The organism is Pseudomonas sp. AMR01 (genome assembly GCF_041946035.1).
Classification (GTDB): domain Bacteria; phylum Pseudomonadota; class Gammaproteobacteria; order Pseudomonadales; family Pseudomonadaceae; genus Aquipseudomonas; species Aquipseudomonas antarctica_B.
The window spans coordinates 102,082-121,421 of record NZ_JAUTYR010000010.1 but is presented as its reverse complement, the minus strand read 5'-3'; the positions used below and the strand labels follow the sequence as shown (position 1 = coordinate 121,421).

The window sequence follows — 19,340 nt, the reverse complement described above, 5'->3', positions numbered from 1 at the left end:
TCAGCGCGCGTCCGCAGGCACGACACGCCCGCGATGCAACACCACCTGCCTGTCCAGCCGCGCGGCAATGCGTGGGCTGTGCGTGACCATCAACAGGCTGGTGGCGCTGTCGCGCAACAGGTCGAGCATCAGTTGCAGCACTTCATCGCTGGTGGCTTCGTCGAGGTTGCCGGTGGGCTCATCCGCCAGCAGCAAGCCGGGGCGCGAGGCCAGCGCGCGGCCTACTGCGACGCGTTGCTGTTGGCCACCGGATAGTTGTTCAGGATAGCGCTTGAGCAAGTCGCCCAGGCCCAGACGTTCAACCAATTGTGCCTGCCACTGGGGATCGAAGCGCCCGGCCAGGCGCGCCTGGAACGCGAGGTTGTCGTCGACGCGCAAACTGCCGATCAGGTTGAACTGCTGGAACACCAAACCGATTTCGGTGCGGCGCCAGTGCGCCAGTTGCGCCTCGTTCAACTGATCCAGGCGCTGCTCACCGACTTGAATACGGCCGCCGTCTACCCGGTCAAGTCCAGCCACCAGGTGCAGCAAGGTGCTTTTGCCGCTGCCCGACTCGCCCATCAGCGCCAGGCTGCTGCGCTCACCCAGCTGCAAGTCGACACCCGCCAACACCGTCAGCGGGCCTTGGGGGGTGGCGTAGTTTTTCAGGACACCGTGCACCTGCAACATAAGAACGCTCGCGTGAAGGACTGCAAACGAGAATAACGGCTGACCGCGCCGTCCACGCAAATTTTTCACATCGATTTCACCGCTTGCCCACCCACCACCCTCTAAATTGCCGGCCAAGCGTCGGTTATCGGCAACTCGTTAGTTGCGGGTCTCGACAACTTCTACCCGCTGGATGTTCAGCGAAAAGACAGCAGCCCTGTGACAGCCTTTCTCTTAATTGCGAACGTCCGTCAACGCGTTGCGCCTACTTAATAAAAAATGCAGACAGTACCCATGGTGAAAGATGTGGTTGACCTTACCCTGACTAAACCGAGCTCGCGCCGCGCCACTATCAAACGCTGGCGAAAGTGGGGCGCAGGCTTTGTCGTTGTCGGTCTGCTGCTGGCCGGTTTCATGGTGTGGCCCTCCTCGCCGCGTGACCTGAGCGTGGGTGACCGATTGCTGACATCGAAGGTGCTGCCCGCCTGGCACGATGGCGATGTGATCGTCCTGGTGCGGCACGAAGAGCGCTGCGACCGTTCGCCCAACCCCTGCCTCGGCCCACTGGAAGGCCTCACGGTAATTGGCAACCAACGCGCCGGGGAATTGGGCAAAGCCTTCAAGGCACTTGGCATGCAGAGCACTGACGTAGTCGCCAGCCCCGTGGTTCGCACCAGCCAGACCGCCCACGCCATGTTCGGTAATACCGAGTTGACCTCCAGCCAGCAAGCCATCTGCGGCGCGGCCATCGGTGAGGAATTACTCAACCGAAAACAGGCCGGGCGCAACCTCATATTTGTCACCCACAGTGGCTGCATCGCCGACTTCGAAAGCACCCTCGGCTACCCCCGCGCCCACTTTTCCGAATACGGCAGTGCCTTGTTTGTGCGCGTGCTCCCGAACGGCAAGTTCGAGACGTTGGGCATTATGAAAAGCCAGGCATGGCTGGATGTTCTGAAGAAGTTCTAGACACTTTTTTACCTGTACTTTCTTTCATGTTCAGCAAAACGACAGGCCTCTTCTGGCATGTTTAACTGCGCCCGTTATTTAGCGGCGTCATGAATACTTTCAGCGACTTAGTGAACTTTTGTGACTCTTTCTTCTATTATTACTTCGCATCGCCAATGCCCTCCCATTGAACGTCAAGGAGCGACGTTTACATGACCCGTTTAAAACCCCTGCATCTATTGTTGCTAGCCTTTGCCGTGTTTTATCTACTGCCCCTGGGCCTGCACGGTTTATGGGTTCCGGATGAGGCCCGCTACGCCCAGGTCAGTCAGGAAATGCTGATGAGTGGCAACTGGGTCGCCCCGCACTTTATGGGTGTGCGTTACTTCGAAAAACCGGCCGCTGGCTATTGGCTGATTGCTCTCGGCCAGGCCGTGTTTGGTGAGAACCTGTTCGGCGTGCGCATCGCCTCGGCGCTGACCAGCGGCCTCAGCGTGTTGCTGGCCTACGTTATCGCCCGGCGCCTGTGGAACGACCCGCGCAAGAGCTTCACCAGCGCCCTGCTCTACATGAGTTTCGGGCTGGTCGCGGGGCAAGCCGGGTATTCCAATCTCGATCCGCAGTTCACCTTTTGGGTCAACCTCAGCCTGGTCGCGCTGTGGTTCGCCCTCGACAGCCGCACGTCTCGCCACCGGCTGGGCGCCTGGGCATTGCTGGGGTTGGCCTGTGGCATGGGCTTTCTGACCAAGGGTTTTCTGGCGTGGCTGTTGCCGGTGCTGATTGCCCTGCCCTACGTGCTGTGGCAGCGGCGTCTGGGCGAGTTGCTGCGCTATGGTCCGCTGTCGATTCTGGTGGCGGCCATGATCTGCCTGCCCTGGGCGTGGGCGGTGCATCTGCAGGAGCCGGACTTCTGGCGCTTCTTCTTCTGGCACGAGCACATTCGCCGCTTCTCCTCCGACAACGCGCAACATGCGCGGGCCTGGTGGTTCTTCCTGCCGATCATGGCAGTGGCCTGCCTGCCGTGGGCCGCGCTGTTGCCGGCCACACTGCTCAAGGCCTGGAAAGACAAAGGCCAACCGGCGGTGATTTTTCTAGCGCTGTGGCTGCTGCTGCCACTGGTTTTTTTCAGCATGAGCCGAGGCAAGTTGCCGACCTACATCATGCCGTGCCTGCTGCCCCTGGCGCTGCTGATGGGGCATGCCCTGACCGACCTGATTAACCGCGGCAAAACCGCCACCTTGCGCGCCAACGGCCTGCTCAACCTGGTCCTCGGCGTGGCCGCGATGGCGAGCTTGATGTATCTGCAAATCGATCGGCCGGTGTACAGCAACAGCCACGCCGAGATGTTCAGCCTGTCCATAACCTTTATCGTGCTGCTCGGCTGGATCCTCGCCAACCTGCTGCAAGCCTTCCGCCCGCTGACGCTATGGGCAATGCCCGCATTGGCCATCGGCTTGCTGATAGCCCTGCTGCCTGCGGGCATGCCGGAGGAAATCACCGACACCGAAATGCCCGACCAGTTTGTGCTGGCGCATCTGGATGAACTGCAACAAACCCATGCTCTGATCAGCAACGAGCTGGGCAGCGCATCGGCCTTGTCCTGGCGCCTGCGGCGTGCGGACGTGGCGTTTTATGACACCAAAGGCGAGCTTCGCTACGGCCTCAATTATCCGGACGCGGCCCATCGCACAGTCACCGTGGAAAACGTCCAGCCGTGGTTGAGCGAAGCCCGTAAACACGGCTCGGTCGGTGTGTTGATGCACGTGCGCAGCACCAGCGAGCACCGTGAAGAAGGGCAATTGCCACTTGGCGGCACGCGCTACCGCAAAGGCCCCATGCTCATGATCATTTACCCGCAACTTCCCTGACGTCAGGCCTGCCACAGGAAAACCCCGATGAGCTTCTGGAAAACCGAACGTGGCGCGTTGGTGTTACTGCTGGGGGTCTCGGCGCTGCTCCTGCTGCTGGGCCTGGGCAGTCGCGACTTGTGGGGGCCGGAAACCCGCTGGGCGAACATCGCGCTGCAAATGCTGCAAAGCGGTGACTACTTCGATCCCTACCTCAAGGGCGCGCCGTACTACGACAAACCCCTGCCCTCATACTGGCTGATCACCGGCTTCGCCAACCTGATGGGTGGGCTCGGCCCGTGGTCGTTGCGCCTGTCGTCGGTGATCGCGGCCTGGCTGAGCATCTGGCTGGTGTACCTGATTGGCGAGCGCCTGTTTCGCAAAGGCACCGGGCTGATTGCCGGCTGGATGCTCGCCACCAGTTTCTACTTTCTGTTCTGGGCGCGAGTGTCCACCGCCGATGTGCTGACCGTGTGCGGTGTACTGGCCTCGGTCTGGTGGTATTGGCGCGGGCCGGACGACACGCGTCTGGGACGCTACAGCGTGTTTTTCCTGCTGTTGGCAGCAACGTCACTGTTCAAAGGCCTGATCGGTTTTGTGCTGCCGGGCCTGGTGCTGCTGCCGCACCTGCTCAGCGAGCACCGCTACAAACGCCACCTCAACTTGCGTCTGCTGCTGGCCATCGTGATCGCTGCGGCGTTCTATTCGATTCCCTTCGTGCTGTCGCATTTATACGGCGCACCGACCTACGGCGAGAGCGGCCTTGAACTGGTATTCAAGGAAAACGTCGTGCGCTTTTTCGACCCTTTCGACCACATGGGGCCGATCTACACCTACCTGATCTACCTGCCCGCCTACACCCTGCCATGGGCGCCGTGCTGGATGCTCGGCGTGTGGCTGGCGCTGCGCAACTGGCGCCAAACCCCGCCCAACGTACGCTGGCTGGTGTGGAGCCTGGGCCTGCTGTTTGTCTTCTTCACCGCCAGCGGCAGCCGTCGCAGTTACTACGTGCTGCCGCTGGTGCCGTTTGCCCAACTGCTGGCAGCCTGGTGGCTGAGTGAGCGCCTGCAGAAAAACCCGGCCAGCGTGCCGCGCTGGCAAAAAGGCTTCGGCCTCACCGCCGGGTTGTTGCTGCTGGTGCTGGGAGTGATCTACCCCTGGACCACCGGCAACGGCGGTGTGACCCGCTTCGCCGAAGACGTGAAAGCCCAAGCGCAAAAAACCGCGCCGTGGCAAGACTGGCAAATGGTGCTGGTGGAGGTCGACAACAAACTGCCGATGTACCTGCAAAATGGCGGCAAGGCGTTCTATTACGTCAGCGAAACCCAAGACTTCCCCCGCCAGGGCAACAGCGCCGCCCTGATGGCCTGGCTGGACAAAACCAGCGGCCAACACTTCGACCCGCTCCACACAATAATCGTCGCGCAGTGGTCCAAAGAAGACCCAACGCCATTCGCCTACCTGGGCGCGGATCATCAAGTAATCACCACCCAGCCGGATAACGGCGAGCGGTTATTTCAAAAGCGCGAGGCCGGCAGCGTGGCGTTCATCCCCGCGGCGCGCTGACTTCCACAGAGAAACAGATTTGTGCAGGTATTGAAGCTGTACTCGGTAAAAAATGTGGGAGCGGGCTTGCTCGCGAATGCGGTGTACCAGCCACCAAATCCATCAACTGACCCACCGCTTTCGCGAGCAAGCCCGCTCCCACAGTTGGACCGAGTTCGGCTCTGCATTTCTGTGAGAGCTGGCTCGCCTGCGAATGCGATGGCTGATACCAGCCCGATGAGGCCGAACACTATCCCTGTGGCGAGCGGGCTTGTCGAATCGTCGCACCGCCCGCGTTGGGTTGCGAAGCGACCCTAAAAGGAGGAATGCGGTGAGTCAGGCACTCTTCGGCTGCTGATTTTGGGGCTGCTCTGCAGCCCAACGCCGGGCAAGCCCGCTCGCCACAGGGAACGGATATTCCCCCCATCCCTCTCAAGATCAAATCCTGCGACGCCGGTCAAGCTGAGGAATCGCCGCCTGCGGCACCTCCACACGCTGCACCTGCGTCACCGTCCTGGCCGCCAACTGCGCCAGCGTCGGCTGGCTGAACAACGTCCGCGCATCCACATCCAGCCCCGCCTTGCGCATCCGCGCCACCAGGCTCACCGCCAGCAACGAATGCCCACCCAGCTCAAAAAAGTGGTCATGCCGCCCCACCCGCTCAACCTTCAACACCTCGGCCCAAATACCCGCCATCAATGTTTCCACCTCCCCCACCGGCGCCTCATACGCCCGGCTCACTACCGCGTCCAACCCCGGTTCCGGCAACGCCTTGCGATCCAGTTTCCCCGCAGGATTGAGCGGCAACGCCTCCAGCTGCACAAAGGCCGCAGGCACCATGTATTCCGGCAATTGCTCCAGCACATAAGTGCGCAACGCCTCCAGCCCCGGCGCCTCCCCGCGCAGAGTGAAGTAAGCGACCAACCGCTCATCACGAATCAGTACCGCCACTTCACGCAACGCCGGGTGCGACGCCAGCCGCGATTCAATCTCGCCCAACTCCAAACGCACGCCACGCAGCTTGACCTGGAAGTCATTGCGCCCCAGAAACTCCAGGTTGCCATCCGGCAAGTAACGCACCAGATCCCCGGTGCGATACAAACGATCACCCGCCACAAACGGGCTGTCGATAAACCGCTCAGCCGTCATCTGCTCCAACCCGAGATAGCCCCGCGCAACCCCAACCCCACCAATATGCAACTGCCCGCTGACGCCCATCGGCACCGGCGCATCCTGTTCATCCAGCACATACAGGCGGGTATTGTTGATCGCCCGGCCAATCGGCAATTGCAGCGCAGGCACCGGCGCGCCCGGCTCCAACGTCCATGCGCTGCTGTCCACCGTGGCCTCGGTAGGGCCATAGACGTTGTGCAAGCGCACCCCGGGCAGACGCGCCTGCACACCACGGGCAATCGCTTCGGTCAGCTCACCGCCGCCACACAGTACGTCGGTAAGGCTGGTGCACAGCGCCGACTCTTCCAGTTCAAGGAACTGCTGCAACATGGCCGGCACAAACTTGATCACGGTGATCTTCTGCTCGCGGATCACCTGCGCCAGGTACGCCGGGTCGCGATGCCCATCCGGCCGCGCCAGCACCAGACGCATGCCATTGGTCAACGGCCAGAACAGCTCCCACACCGAGCCGTCGAAGCTGAACGGCGCACGTTGCAACAGCGCGCCACCTTCAGCATTCGGGCACAGTTGCGAGCCCCAGTGCATCAGGTTACCGAGGCCGCGGTGTTCGATCATCACGCCCTTGGGCGTGCCGGTAGAACCCGAGGTGTACATCACGTAGGCGAGGTTGGCGACGTTCAAGCCCGGCACCAACGGGTTGCCGCTAGGCGCATGGCGCCAGGTGCAGTGGTCGAAGTCGATCACCGGCATGGCAACGTCGCCGGGCAGGTCACGGGTGGCAGCGTGCACCAGCAGCGCCACGGGCTGGCTGTCGCTCAGCATGTAGGCCAGGCGCTCGCGCGGGTAGCCGGGGTCCAACGGCACGTAGGCGCCGCCGGCTTTGAGAATCGCCAGCAGGCCCACCACCAAATCCAGCCCGCGCTCGACGCACAGCGCCACCCGTGAATCCGGCCTCACGCCGCGCTCACGCAAGTGGAAGGCGAGCCTGTTGGCGCGTTCGTTAAGGTCGCGGTAGCTCAGTTGCAGCTCACCGGCCTGCACCGCGATGGCGTGGGGAATATGCCGCGCATGCGCTTCGAACAGCGCCTGTACGGTGAGTGTGTCGGGGTAATCGGTTTCGGTGGCGTTGAAGTCCAGCAACAGCGTGTGCCGCTCACTGGAAGGCAGCACTTGCACATCACGCAGTGGCATATTCGGGACATGCTCCAGTGCGTACACCACCCCATGCAACGCGGTGTGGAGATAACCCAACAGGCGCTCTGCACCAACCGTGCGCGGCGCTTTGGCCTTGAGGCGAAAGCCGCTGGCCGTGTCGTCAACCGTGAGCATCAGCGGGTAACTGAGGATGTCTTCACTGCTGAGCAACGCGATGCCCGGCACCAGGTTCAGGTTTGGGTCGGCGCTGGTGTGACGGTAATTGAGCAGGCTGTTGAACAACGGTGACGCGCCGCTGCAACGCTGGGCCAGCGCCAGCGAAGCCTGTTCATGGACAAGCAAGGCACTCAACTGGGCGTGGGTGTCATTCAGCGCACCGACCACCGTTTGCCCGGCCAGACGCACGCGCAGCGGCAAGGTATTGATGAACATGCCCAAAGCGCGGTCAGCGCCCTCGCCTGCCTGCAAACGGCCGAGCAGCACAGTGCCGAACACCACATCATCACGGCCGGCGACGCGGCTGAGTACCTGCGCCCAAGCCAGATGAAACAAGCTCGCGGCGCTGACCCCAAGGCCACGTGCCTGCGCGCGCAGGCGCAGGTTGAGCGCGTCGGTCAGCGGTTGTTCAAACGCCTCGATGTCGGCGCGGTCCGCCTGGCGCTCCTGCAACCCGAAGGCCAGGGTTGGCTCATCGACATCGCCCAAGCGCTCGCGGAAGAACGCTTCATGGGCCGCGTGGCGCGCGGGCGAGCGAGTTTGCGCGACCACATTGCGATAAGGCACCGGCACCGGCAGTTGCGCCTGTTCATTGAGCAAGTGGGCGCGAATTTCATCCACCAGAACGCTGGTCGAGGTAGCGTCGTTGACCAGATGGTGGAAGCGCAATCGGGCGATCCAACGCCGGTTGTGCGGCTCTTCGGCATAGTCCAGGGCCATCAGCGGCGCCTGGCGCAAGTCCAGTGGCGGTGAAGGCTCGCGCAGTGGCTCAACGCGCAATTGAGCCTTTCGCCACACCACTTGCATCGGCTGCTCAAGGGCATCCCACGCCAGGCTGGTGCGCAGAATGTCGTGGCGGTTAATCACCTGTTGCAGCGCCTGGGCAAAGGCATCGAATTGCTCGCGGCGCGCAAAGCTGAACATCGCATGTTGCTGGTACGGGTCGCGCGCGTCGGTGATGTGGTGGTAGAGCAAGCCTTCCTGCAACGGCGCCAGCGGGTAGATGTCCTGCACGTTCGCCGCGCCACCGGGGATGCCGGCGAGGATGCGTTCAAGGCTGGGTGAGTCCAGCTCGGCGAGAGTGAGCATGTCGGTGGTGATAGCGCGGCAACCTGGCGGAATCCGGTTGGCGGGCACCTCCACGTCGCTGCCGGAACTGGCCGCCGCAAGCGCCGCAAGGGTCGGCTGGCCGAACAGCACTTGCACATCGGCGCGCAAACCGGCCTGGCGCATGCGCTGCACCAATTGCACGGCTAGCAGCGAATGCCCGCCCAGTTCGAAGAAATGATCGTGACGCCCGACCTGCTGCACCTGCAACAGCTCGGTCCAAATCTGCGCCAGGGTACTTTCTGCGCCGTCACGCGGGGCTTCGAACACCCGCGTGACAAAGGCCGCCTTGGTCGGTGAAGGCAGCGCCTTGCGGTCGAGTTTGCCATTGGCGGTGAGCGGGAAAACCTCAAGCTTCACATAGGCAGCGGGCAGCATGTAGTCCGCCAGGGTGCCTTGCAAATGGGTACGCAGCGCTTCGATTTCGACGCCATAGTGTTCAACAAACCAAGCGAGCAACTGCCCTTCGCGGTACTGCACCACGGCTTCCTTGATCGCCGGGTGGGCGGCCAGCGCGGTTTCGATTTCCCCCAGCTCAATGCGCACACCCCGGATTTTCACCTGGTCGTCATTGCGGCCCAGGTATTCCAGGTTGCCGTCGGGCAGCCAGCGCGCCAAGTCGCCGCTGCGGTACATTCTGCCGCCGCTAAAGGGGTCGTCAAGAAAGCGCTCCGCCGTCAGTTCAGGGCGATTCAAATAACCGCGCGCCACGCCTTTGCCGCCGACATACAACTCCCCCGCCGCGCCAATCGGCACCGGGCGTTGTCGTTCGTCCAGCAGGTACACGCTGGCATTGGCAATGGGCGCGCCGATGTGCAACGGCTGGCCGACTTCCGCGCGCCCGGAGGTGGCGACCACCGTAGCTTCGGTGGGGCCATAGTTGTTGATCACATCAAAGGTCTGCGCGCGGTTGAACGCGCGCAGGCGGTCGCCGCCGATGAGCAAGGTGCGCAGGGTCGGATGGTCCATGCGCTGGCTGAAAGCGTACTCGGCCACCGGGGTCGGCAAAAAACACACGTCCAGCGGCTGCGCGCGCCACCAGCTCAGCAGCGCGTCGATGTCTTCGGCGCCGTCGTGTGCCGGCGGCAGGTGCAGCGTTGCGCCTACGCACAGCGCCGGCCAGACTTCCCAGGCCATCGCATCAAAACCAAACCCGGCGACACTGGCGGTGTGGCTGCCGGCATGCAGGTTGAACGTCCGGCAGTGCCAGTCCACCAGGTTCGACACAGTGTGGTGCTCAACCATCACGCCCTTGGGCAACCCGGTGGAGCCGGAGGTGTAGATGACATAGGCCAGGTTCGACGGTTTTACCGCCACGCGCGGGTTGTCGCCAAGGTCGGCGCCGGGGTGGTCGAGCAACAGCACCGGCACCTCGGACGCGGGCAGTCGATGCCGCAAGTCGTGCTGGGTGAGCACCGCCACGGGTGCGCTGTCGTGCAGCAAGTAATTCAGGCGCTCGGCGGGATGGGCCGGGTCCACCGGCACATAGCAGGCGCCAGACTTGAGAATCGCGAGCAGCCCCGCCAACGTGTCCAGGCCGCGTCGGGCGAGGATCACCACGCGGTCATCCGGTTTTACGCCCAGCGCCAACAGTTGATGAGCCAGTGCGTTGGCTTGCTGATCGAGTTGCGCGTAGGTCAGTTGCTGGCCCCGATACACCGCCGCAATCGCGTCCGGTGTGCGCGCGGCTTGCAAGGCGATACGTTCGTGCAGGGTGTGCGGTTCAGAGGTGGGCTGTGCGGTGGCATTCCAGCGTTGCAACTGCGCCTGCTCGGCAGGCGTCACCAGTGAAAATTCAGCCACGGGCAGCGCGGTATTTTCCAACCCCTGCTCCAGCAGCCAGGTAAAGCGCTGCGCCAACGCCTGCACATCGTCATGGCGGAAATAGGCCTCGTTGTACACGCAGTGCAGGCACGCGGTGTCCTGAAAACGGTTGCTGCGCAGGTGGATGGCAATCGGCAACGGTTCATGGTGGTTGGAGACTTTGACCGCGCGCGCCTGGACGCTGCCGTAACGCAGGTCGTGGTCATCCTGCTCGAAGGACACCGACAGGTCGAACAGCTGGCCGCGATCAGCACGGCGCAGGCCCAGCTCGCGGTTCATCTCGCTCAGGGGGAAACGCTGGTGACGGAAATCCTGCTTGAGCTGGTCGCGCACGCCACGCACCACGGCGCTGAACGCTAACGCCTCGTCGAACTGAAACCGCACCGCACTCACCTGGGCAAATAGCCCCACGGTGGAGCGAAAGCGCGCGTTGGAGCGGTTGAGAATCGGCAGCCCCACCACCCACTCGTCACGCTGGTGAGTGCGGGTGAAGTACACATACATTGCCGCCAATAACACATGGAACGCCGAGGCCTGGTAACGCTGGGCGACTTGCTCCATGCGGTTGAGCAACGCCAGCGGAAACGGCGCCACGAGGGTATTGCTTGGCGCCTGGGCGTTCAGCCTCGGCGTGAGCAACGGCTCGGGCAGCACCCGGTATTTATCCAGCCAATAGGCACGGTCGCGGGCGTAGCGGGCAGATTGCTGGTAGCGCTGATCGGTGTCGATAAAGTCGACATAAGACGGCGCCACCAGCTCCGGTTGCCGCCCGTGTTGCAGGGTGGTGTACAGCTGAGCCAGGGACTGCAGCATCTGGCCAAAACCCCAGCCGTCGAGGATCAGGTGATGGGCCTGGGTGCCGAGCCGGTAATGGTCGTCGGCGAGCTTGACCAGAAAAAAGCGAAACAGCGGCTCGCCCGTCATGGCATAGGGCCGAGCCATTTGCGCTTGCATCAGGGCCTGGGTCGCGCGTTGCGGGTCGGGCAAGCTGGAAAAATCGTGAAACGCCACGTCGGCCGCCAGCGTGGCCGCGAAGGTTTGGCGAGGCAAACCCTGCGCGTCGCTGTGCAGTTGGGTACGCAACGCATCGTGCCGGGCCACCAACAGCTCGACGGCGCGCCTGATCAACTCGGGCTCTACCGGGCCTGGAAACTCGACATAGCCGCCAATGTTGTACAGCGGCGAATCGCCCGCGCGCAGCTGGTCAAGCCAGATGTCCTGTTGGGCGGCGGTGAGGGGAAAGCTGGCCGTCGAGCTGCAGAGATGCGTCATAAGATCCTTCTCATGGGGGTCAGGCACTGGCCGCGCAGGTGGCCCAATACGCCGAAATTGCCGGATTTGAGCATGGGTGCATGGGGCTGTCTGACACCTGAAACCCGGACACTCAATGGGCCGGAAACGGGCTTGGCTGAAGGTTCATTACTGAAACGATTAAAAGGCTGTAGGACATTGGCTATATCTGGCCGATGCCGGGAGGTGGAAAACTTGTCGTAAGAATATTTTCTGTTTAACTATCAACTAGTTAATTCGATTTAAAGTTTATCTGTGGGTTTTCGTAGGCGAAACATCCCGTCAGAAGCGTCGAATTAATGACGTGGTTTTTATGGCAGGTTGTGTCCCTCGTTTCCGCTACATACGTAGGACATTTCGCTATGGCTAAATAAAATCTCGAACGCCGAGCTACGTTCAACGCGAGTTACGTTCAAGGAATACGGACCGCCCCACACAGACCGGGCGCACCCGTCGACGGTTTTCGACATCAAGGATGAGATGGCTATGAGTCTGACACGCAGCATTACCAACACCCACAGCCCGCAGTTTTACGCTGAAATGGGCGAGTTGATTTCAAACAGCGGCCAGGAAAACTTTGCCGCCAACATGCTGCACCTGGTGGACAAATGGGTGCCGATCGATCTAGTGGACCTGAGTGAGTGGACCCTCGATGAATTGCGCGACAACGTGCGCGACATCAAGCTGCTGGGCAGCGCCGGCCTGAAAAAGGACTTGTCAGCGCCGCAAACCCCGCACGCCCTTAAAGACCACCCGCTGCTGCGCGAAATGCTGAAAATGCAGGACCCGCTGCTGATCCAGATGAAGGCCAAGGCCGACAGCGCGCACCCACGCGGCACCTCGCACCAGTGCAATCTGGTGTCGCGCCAGGGTAATCGGCGTTGTGTGATTTCGTTGTATCGCCCGCCCACGCTGCGCGGGTTTTCCCTCGCGGAGCTGTCGTTTCTCAAGAGCCTGTCGGACACCCTGTTGCCGCTGATGGAACGTCATGCACAGATCCTGCGCCAAGCGCCCCATGCAGACGCCGAGCCCGCGCAGAACCTGTTGGAGCAATCGCAGTTGCAGCGCGAGTTCTACAAGCGTTTGTCACTCAGCGACATCACCCTGTCGGCGCGCGAGCAGGAAGTGTGCCTTGGCCTTTTGACCGGCGGCACCGTGCCGCAAATGGCGGAAAAACTCAGCGTGAAAAACAGCTCGATTGAAACCTACCTCAAACGGGCCGCCGCCAAACTGGGTGTGAGCGGCCGGCATGGCTTGGCCAAATGGATGGTTGGCGCCTGATGAACACACGGATAATCACCACCGCTGGCTTGGCATGGATGCTCGGCGGTTGTTCGCTGATCCCGGACTACCAGCGGCCCTCGGCGCCGGTGCCTGCGCAGTTTCCGCACACGGGGGTGTACAGCCAGGCGCAGGCCGGCACGGTGGCCGTCAAGCCGGACTGGCAGGTGCTGTTTCACGACCCGGCCTTGCAGCAGTTGATTGGTGACGCGTTGGTCAACAACCGCGACCTGCGGGTGGCGGCGCTGAACGTAGAGGCGTTCCAGGCGCAGTACCGCATTCAGCGTGCGGACCTGTTCCCGGCGGTGTCTGCCACCGGCCTCGGCAAGCGCCAGAAACTACCCGGCGACGTGACGGGGACCGGCCAGTCTGCGATCACGTCGAACTACTCCGCCACTCTGGGTCTCAGCGCCTACGAGCTGGATTTTTTCGGCCGTGTGCGCAGCCTCAGCGAACAGGCAATGCTCACTTATTTAGGCACCGAAGAGGCACGGCGCAGCGCGCAATTGAGCCTGGTCGCGAATGTCGCAAACGCCTACCTGACCTGGCGCGCCGATCAGGAGCTGCTGGCCCTGGCCCGGCAAACCCTGGTGGCCAACGATCACAGTTGGCAGCTGACCAACCGCAGCAAGAGCGCGGGCAAGGCCTCGGCGCTGGACGTGGTGCAGGCCCGCACGGCGGTCGAAAGCACCCGCGCCAGCGTGGCGCGGTATGAGCGCCAGGTCGCGCAGGACCTGAACAGCCTCGCCCTGCTCGTCGGCGGCCCGGTGGACGAGCACTTGCCGTCGCGCCCACTGGCGGATGACTTGGTGGCACGTGTACCCGCTGGCCTGCCGTCGGATCTGCTGCAAAGACGCCCGGATATCCTCCAGGCCGAATACCAGTTGCAGGCGGCCAACGCGAATATCGGTGCGGCCCGCGCTGCGTTTTTTCCCTCGGTGACCCTCACGGCTAACGCGGGCAGTACCAGCACGGAGCTGTCGGGGTTGTTCAAGGGTGGTTCGGGCACCTGGACCTTTCAGCCGCAGATCAACCTGCCGATCTTCAACGCCGGCAGCCTGCGCGCCAGCCTTGATTACGCCAAGCTGCAAAAAGACATCACCGTGGCGCAGTACGAAAAATCGATCCAGACCGCTTTCCAGGAAGTCGCCGACGGCCTCGCCGCCCGGCAAACCTTCACCGACCAGCTGGATGCGCAACGGGATTTCGTCGCCGCCAACCAGGCCTATTACGACCTGGCCCAACACCGCTACCGCAGCGGCGTGGACAGCAACCTGACCTTCCTCGATGCACAACGCTCGCTGTTCAGCTCGCAACAGGCGCTGATCGTGGACCGGCTGGCGCAATTGGTGGCGGAAGTGAATTTGTACACGGCGCTGGGGGGCGCGTGGGCCGACGCGCCGGTAATGACGGCGCGGCGTTGATGTGGGAGCGGGCTTGCTCGCGAATACGGAGTGTCAGCCAATACATCTGGCACTGAACCACCGCATTCGCGAGCAAGCCCGCTCCCACAGGGAATCTGCGGCACTTCAAAAATCTCCACTGGCAAAGCCATCGCGCCAGCCACTCTCTTACCAGCTACGCATCGCCAGGCTGTGGGGCGAAAACTTGGCGAACTGCCAGCGCAGTGCACCGCCCGAAACAATTACTCGCCAAACAATTCGACGATCAGGTTGAACAGCGTGGTCTTTACGGCGCTGTCCAGCTCGGTCCAGGCCAGGCCTGTGGTGGCCTGGAACGCACCCAACTCAAGATGACGCGACACGCAATTGGCCGGCAGCGCCCGCGCCGCTTGCAACGGCAGCACGCCGACGCCCAACCCGGCGGACACCAGCGCGAGCATGGTGGTGAACTCGCCCAACTCTGCAGCGATGTCCAGGGTAATGCCCACCGCCTGAATAAACTCATCATGAAAACCCGGTGCATACCGCCGCGCCAGTATGTACACCGGCACCGCCAGCAAGTCAGCGGGATGGATTGACTGGCAGGCGGCCAATGGGTGATCCATCGGCAACGCCACGCAGAAACTTTCACGCAGCACGGCGCGGGTCTGAACGCCGAGGTGGGCGGCAGGCAGGCGCATCAGGCCGAAATCCAGCAGGCCATTTTTCAGCGCGGCGGCTTGATCGGGGCCGGGCATGTCCTTGAGTTCCAGCTCGATACGCGGGTAGCGCTGGTGCACTGCGCGAATCAATTCGGGCAGCAATTGCGGCAACACCGACGACACAAAGCCCAGGCGCACGCGGCCGATCTCGCCACGGTTGGAGGCCCGCGCCGCATCGGCCGCACGGGCGGCCTGATGCAAGGTGGCTTGGGCTTCGGGCAGGAACGCGCGGCCCGCGTCAGTCAACGTGACCGAATGCCGGTTGCGGTCGAGCAGGCGCACGCCCAGGCCACTTTCGAGCAGTTTGATCTGCATGCTCAACGCCGGTTGCACGATGGATAACTGCACCGCCGCCCGGCCGAAATGCAGTTCCTGAGCGAGCACCACAAAGGCACGCAAGTGCTTGAGCTCCATCAAGCGTCTCCGGTTATCACGAACATTGATCACCCGATCACAAATGAAAATTGGACGCTGATTAGCGCCTGCGGTGAAGTAATACCCCGTCATACACGATAGGTCGGGGCTTGGCCTATAACAATGAAAACAAGGAGGCACCATGCTGGGCATGGCTAGCGACACGTATCGGCTGCGGAACGCATTGGTCACGATTATCGGATTGATAGTGTTGATCACCCACGTCAAGGCGAACCGGGTTGTCAGTGATGCATAGGAGAGGTAACCCATGAAAAGCGTTTTAGACAACTTCCGCCTGGATGGCCGGCTCGCGCTGGTCACCGGTTCCAGCGCCGGTATCGGCCTGGCGATTGCTCGCGGCCTGGCCCAGGCCGGCGCGCAGGTGGTGCTCAACGGGCGCAACCGCAGCACCTTGCGTGACGCGGCGGCGCTGCTGGCAGCGCAAGGTTTGCAGGTGCATACCCAGGCGTTTGATGTCACCGACAGCGCGGCGATTCAGGCCGCCGTCGCCGATATCGAAGAACGTCTTGGCCCGCTGGAAATCCTCGTGAACAACGCGGGCATGCAGCGCCGTGGCCCGCTCGAAGACTACAGCGAGCAGCACTGGCGCGAGTTGATAACCACCAACCTCGACAGCGCCTTCCTGGTCGGCCAGGCCGTGGCGCGTGCGATGATCCCGCGCAAGCGTGGGCGCATTATCAATATCTGTTCGGTGCAAAGTGAGTTGGGTCGCCCGGGTATTGCGCCGTATGCGGCGAGCAAGGGCGCGCTGAAGATGCTGACCAAAGGCATGGCCATCGACTGGGGCCCGCATGGCCTGACGGTCAACGGCATCGGCCCCGGCTACTTCAAGACGGAGCTGAACGCTAATTTGGTAGCCAACCCCGAATTCAGCGACTGGCTGGTGCAACGCACCCCGAGCCGGCGCTGGGGCGACGTCGAAGAACTGGCGGGCGCAGCGGTGTTTCTCGCCAGCGATGCGGCCAGTTTCGTGAACGGTCATATTCTGTACGTCGACGGTGGCATCACCGCGTCGCTGTAACTTTGGAGAACCTTATGCACGCCATTGTCTGCCACGCTTCAAAAGACCTGCGGGTCGACCCTCAGGATGAGCCGCAAACCCTCGCCCCCGATCAGTTGCGCGTGCGCATCGCCCGGGGCGGCATCTGCGGCTCGGATTTGCACTATTACCAGCACGGCGGCTTCGGCACCGTGCGCCTGCGCGAGCCGATGGTGCTGGGCCATGAAGTGTCGGCGGTGATTGATGCGGTGGGCAGTGACGCCGGTTTGTTCAAGGTTGGCCAGCGCATTGCGGTGTCGCCGTCACGCCCGTGCGGGGGTTGCCGGTATTGCCATCAGGGCCTGCCGAATCACTGCCTGAACATGCGTTTTTACGGCAGCGCGATGCCTTTCCCGCACATTCAGGGCGCGTTTCGCCAGAGCCTGGTGATCGAGACGCACCAGGCCCATCGGCTGGCCGACACCGTCAGCCTCGCTGAAGGTGCATTGGCCGAGCCGTTGTCGGTAGGTTTGCATGCGATCCAACGTGCGGGCGCCGTGTTCGGCAAACGCGTGCTGGTGACCGGCTGCGGCCCCATCGGCAACCTGCTGATCGGCAGCCTGCGCGCTGCCGGGGCGGGTGAAATTGTTGCGGTGGACTTGTCCGCCAGCGCCCTCGCCTGCGCCGAAAAAATGGGCGCCACGCGCACGCACAACATTGCCGACGGGGCCGACGCACTCAAGCGCTACGCCGCTGAAAAGGGTTATTTCGACGTGATGTTCGAAGTCTCCGGCAGTGCCCAGGCGCTGCGCAACGGCATGGAATGCATCGCCCCTCGCGGCGTGTTGGTAACCGTCGGTTTGGGCGGTGATGTGTCACTGCCGTTGAACCTGCTGGTGAGCCGCGAGATCGACCTGCGCGGAACCTTCCGCTTCCACCCGGAATTCGCCCAGGCGGTGGATTTGCTGAATCGGCGAGTGATCGATGTGCGCCCGGTGATTTCCCACACCGTGCCGTTTGGCGATGCGGTGCAGGCGTTTGAGCTGGCGGCGGACAAAACGCAGGCGATGAAGGTGGTGCTGGATTTCGGTGTGCCGGACTAGTTATCAAGCCCGATCTGCATTGCGGGCGAGCGCGTGCCCGGCGCGATGGACCTGCCAGTGGAGATGTTGAAATGCCGCTGATCCCCTGTGGGAGCTGGCTTGCCTGCGATAGCGGTGGGTCAGGCGGCATCTCTATTGGCAATGCCGCCGACATCGCAGGCAAGCCAGCTCCCACATTGGATCTCTATTGTTTTTGGGGATGTCAGCGCTCTTCCAATCGATCGCGCAAAAAACGATGGCTTGTGGAGAATAACCGCCGGTAGGTGAGCAGCACCGCACCGACGGTGCCCAGTGCCGAGGAAGCGGCGATCAGGAACATGATCACGATCTGATAGCGCACTGCGTCCACCGGGCTTTCCCCCGCCAGCACCTGGCCGGTCATCATGCCGGGCAGGCTGACGATGCCGACCACCGTCATCTGGTTCAGCGTCGGGATCATCCCGGCGCGCACCGCTTGACGTATCGCCTCTTGCGCAGCCTCCCAGCGTGAACCGCCCAGGGCCAGGATCATTTCGATGGTGTTGCGACCCGAGGTCAACTCCTGGGTCATGCGCTCAATGCCCAACGACACGCCAGTGAGGGTATTGCCGAGAATCATGCCAAGAATCGGAATCGCATACTGCGGCTCGTACCACGGGTGAATGCGGATGACCGCAAACAAGCCCACCGCCGTCACCAGCCAGGAACTGCCCCACACCGACAGGATGCTGTCGACCCGCTGCCCCTTGTACGTGCGCCGCCCGCGCCCGGCTGCCGAGATGCCGGCGATCAAGGTCATCGCGCACATCAGCGGCAGCACCACGTACCAGTAGGCGAACTCAAACACCCAGCCGAGCAGGTAACCGATCGCCAGCAACTGCACCACCGTGCGCACCGCTGCCCACAACAGTTGGCGCCCCAGGCCCAGGCGCAGCAGCAACGAGAGCGCGCCATTGATCAGGATCAGCGAGGCGGCGATGCCCATGTCCAGCGCCGTGAGGTTTTGGTAGTTCATGGCTGAGCCGCTCCGCTCAATACGCCGGCGTCCATGTGCAAATGGATGTCGCTCATGCGCTGCGCCTGCTCAAGGTCGTGAGACACCCAGATATAAGCGCGGGCCTTATCTGCGGCAAACCAGGCGTCGATCAGTGCTTCTACATCGCGTGACGACGTGGGGTCGAGGGCGGCCGTCGGTTCGTCCAGCAACAGCACTTCGGGATTGAGCTGCAGGGTGCGAATCAACGAGACCACTTGGGATTCGCCCCCCGACAGGTCGCCGGCGTTTTTTGCAAGGAAGTCCGAGGACTTGCCGGCATGCCCCAGCAGCGTGGTGACGACGTGCACATCGAAGCTGCGTGCGCGGAGTGTTTTGAGGCTGAACGGGAAACGCAGGTTGTCTTCCACCGTGCCCTCAAGCAGCGCCGGGCGTTGCGACAGGTAGCTGATATGGCTGCGGTAGTGGGGAATCTGCGCGTTGGCGATCGGCTGGTTGTTCCACAGGACCTGCCCCGAGGTGGGCGTGTCGAGCAATGCCAGCGCCCGCAGGAACACGCTTTTGCCGGAACCGGATGCGCCGGTGATCGACACGCGGTCGCAGGCCCGCAGGGTGAAATCGGTGGGTTGGAGCAAGGGCACGTGGCGGCGCTCGTCCGTGCGCGTGAGGGCGCGGGTTTCTATCAGTGCGCTCATGGACGCGGTGTTCCTCTCAAACCTGTTGGGCGCAATGGTGCGGCAGGCCCACGAAG

Annotated in this window: 12 protein-coding genes; 7 read left to right on the top strand and 5 right to left on the bottom strand. The window is 62.5% G+C overall.

Translation table 11 applies throughout. The features are described 5' to 3' along the window. Positions 1-669: an ABC transporter ATP-binding protein gene (locus Q7C20_RS12105; RefSeq protein ID WP_348059789.1), complete on the bottom strand. Its 669-nt coding sequence runs from the start codon at positions 667-669 to the stop codon at positions 1-3. 273 nt (positions 670-942) lie between these two features. Here Q7C20_RS12105 and Q7C20_RS12100 point away from each other — a divergent pair, with 273 nt between their 5' ends. The 3 genes from Q7C20_RS12100 to Q7C20_RS12090 all read left to right on the top strand — a co-directional run bounded on the left by Q7C20_RS12100 (position 943) and on the right by Q7C20_RS12090 (position 5,009). Continuing rightward, positions 943-1,617, top strand: coding sequence for a histidine phosphatase family protein (locus tag Q7C20_RS12100; RefSeq protein WP_375067594.1), 675 nt, complete (start codon positions 943-945; stop codon positions 1,615-1,617). A gap of 191 nt (positions 1,618-1,808) precedes the next feature. Further along, positions 1,809-3,464: a lipid IV(A) 4-amino-4-deoxy-L-arabinosyltransferase gene (gene arnT, locus Q7C20_RS12095; RefSeq protein WP_375067592.1), complete on the top strand. Its 1,656-nt coding sequence runs from the start codon at positions 1,809-1,811 to the stop codon at positions 3,462-3,464. Between the two features lie 27 nt (positions 3,465-3,491). Next, positions 3,492-5,009, top strand: a complete 1,518-nt coding sequence (locus tag Q7C20_RS12090; protein WP_375067590.1) for an ArnT family glycosyltransferase — start codon at positions 3,492-3,494, stop codon at positions 5,007-5,009. Positions 5,010-5,426: 417 nt separating this feature from the next. Here Q7C20_RS12090 and Q7C20_RS12085 read toward each other — a convergent pair whose 3' ends face one another. After that, positions 5,427-11,696 carry an amino acid adenylation domain-containing protein gene (locus Q7C20_RS12085; protein WP_375067588.1) on the bottom strand — a complete coding sequence of 2,090 codons (6,270 nt, stop codon included), beginning with the start codon at positions 11,694-11,696 and terminating at the stop codon, positions 5,427-5,429. Positions 11,697-12,200: 504 nt separating this feature from the next. Between Q7C20_RS12085 and Q7C20_RS12080 the strand changes: the two genes are divergently transcribed. Then, positions 12,201-12,995 (top strand): helix-turn-helix transcriptional regulator, encoded by a 795-nt coding sequence (locus Q7C20_RS12080; RefSeq protein ID WP_348059779.1) that lies wholly within the window; start codon positions 12,201-12,203, stop codon positions 12,993-12,995. Continuing rightward, positions 12,995-14,419, top strand: coding sequence for an AdeC/AdeK/OprM family multidrug efflux complex outer membrane factor (adeC, locus tag Q7C20_RS12075; protein WP_375067586.1), 1,425 nt, complete (start codon positions 12,995-12,997; stop codon positions 14,417-14,419). Before Q7C20_RS12080 ends, adeC begins: the two co-directional genes overlap by 1 nt. A gap of 221 nt (positions 14,420-14,640) precedes the next feature. Here adeC and Q7C20_RS12070 read toward each other — a convergent pair whose 3' ends face one another. Further along, positions 14,641-15,513 (bottom strand): LysR family transcriptional regulator, encoded by an 873-nt coding sequence (locus Q7C20_RS12070; RefSeq protein ID WP_375067584.1) that lies wholly within the window; start codon positions 15,511-15,513, stop codon positions 14,641-14,643. A 268-nt stretch (positions 15,514-15,781) separates the two neighbouring features. On the opposite strand from Q7C20_RS12070, the gene Q7C20_RS12065 reads away from it, so the two are divergent. Both Q7C20_RS12065 and Q7C20_RS12060 read left to right on the top strand, forming a co-directional pair. After that, positions 15,782-16,555 (top strand): glucose 1-dehydrogenase, encoded by a 774-nt coding sequence (locus tag Q7C20_RS12065; RefSeq protein WP_375067581.1) that lies wholly within the window; start codon positions 15,782-15,784, stop codon positions 16,553-16,555. A 14-nt stretch (positions 16,556-16,569) separates the two neighbouring features. Next, positions 16,570-17,616 (top strand): L-idonate 5-dehydrogenase, encoded by a 1,047-nt coding sequence (locus Q7C20_RS12060; RefSeq protein ID WP_375067579.1) that lies wholly within the window; start codon positions 16,570-16,572, stop codon positions 17,614-17,616. 202 nt (positions 17,617-17,818) lie between these two features. On the opposite strand, the gene fetB is transcribed toward Q7C20_RS12060, so the two are convergent. Together fetB and Q7C20_RS12050 are read right to left on the bottom strand one after the other, a co-directional pair. After that, on the bottom strand, positions 17,819-18,610 hold the full coding sequence (fetB, locus tag Q7C20_RS12055; RefSeq protein WP_375067577.1) for an iron export ABC transporter permease subunit FetB: 792 nt from the start codon (positions 18,608-18,610) through the stop codon (positions 17,819-17,821). Beyond that, positions 18,607-19,284 (bottom strand): ATP-binding cassette domain-containing protein, encoded by a 678-nt coding sequence (locus tag Q7C20_RS12050; RefSeq protein ID WP_375067575.1) that lies wholly within the window; start codon positions 19,282-19,284, stop codon positions 18,607-18,609. The genes fetB and Q7C20_RS12050 overlap by 4 nt, the downstream gene beginning before the upstream one ends. Positions 19,285-19,340: the final 56 nt, after the last annotated feature.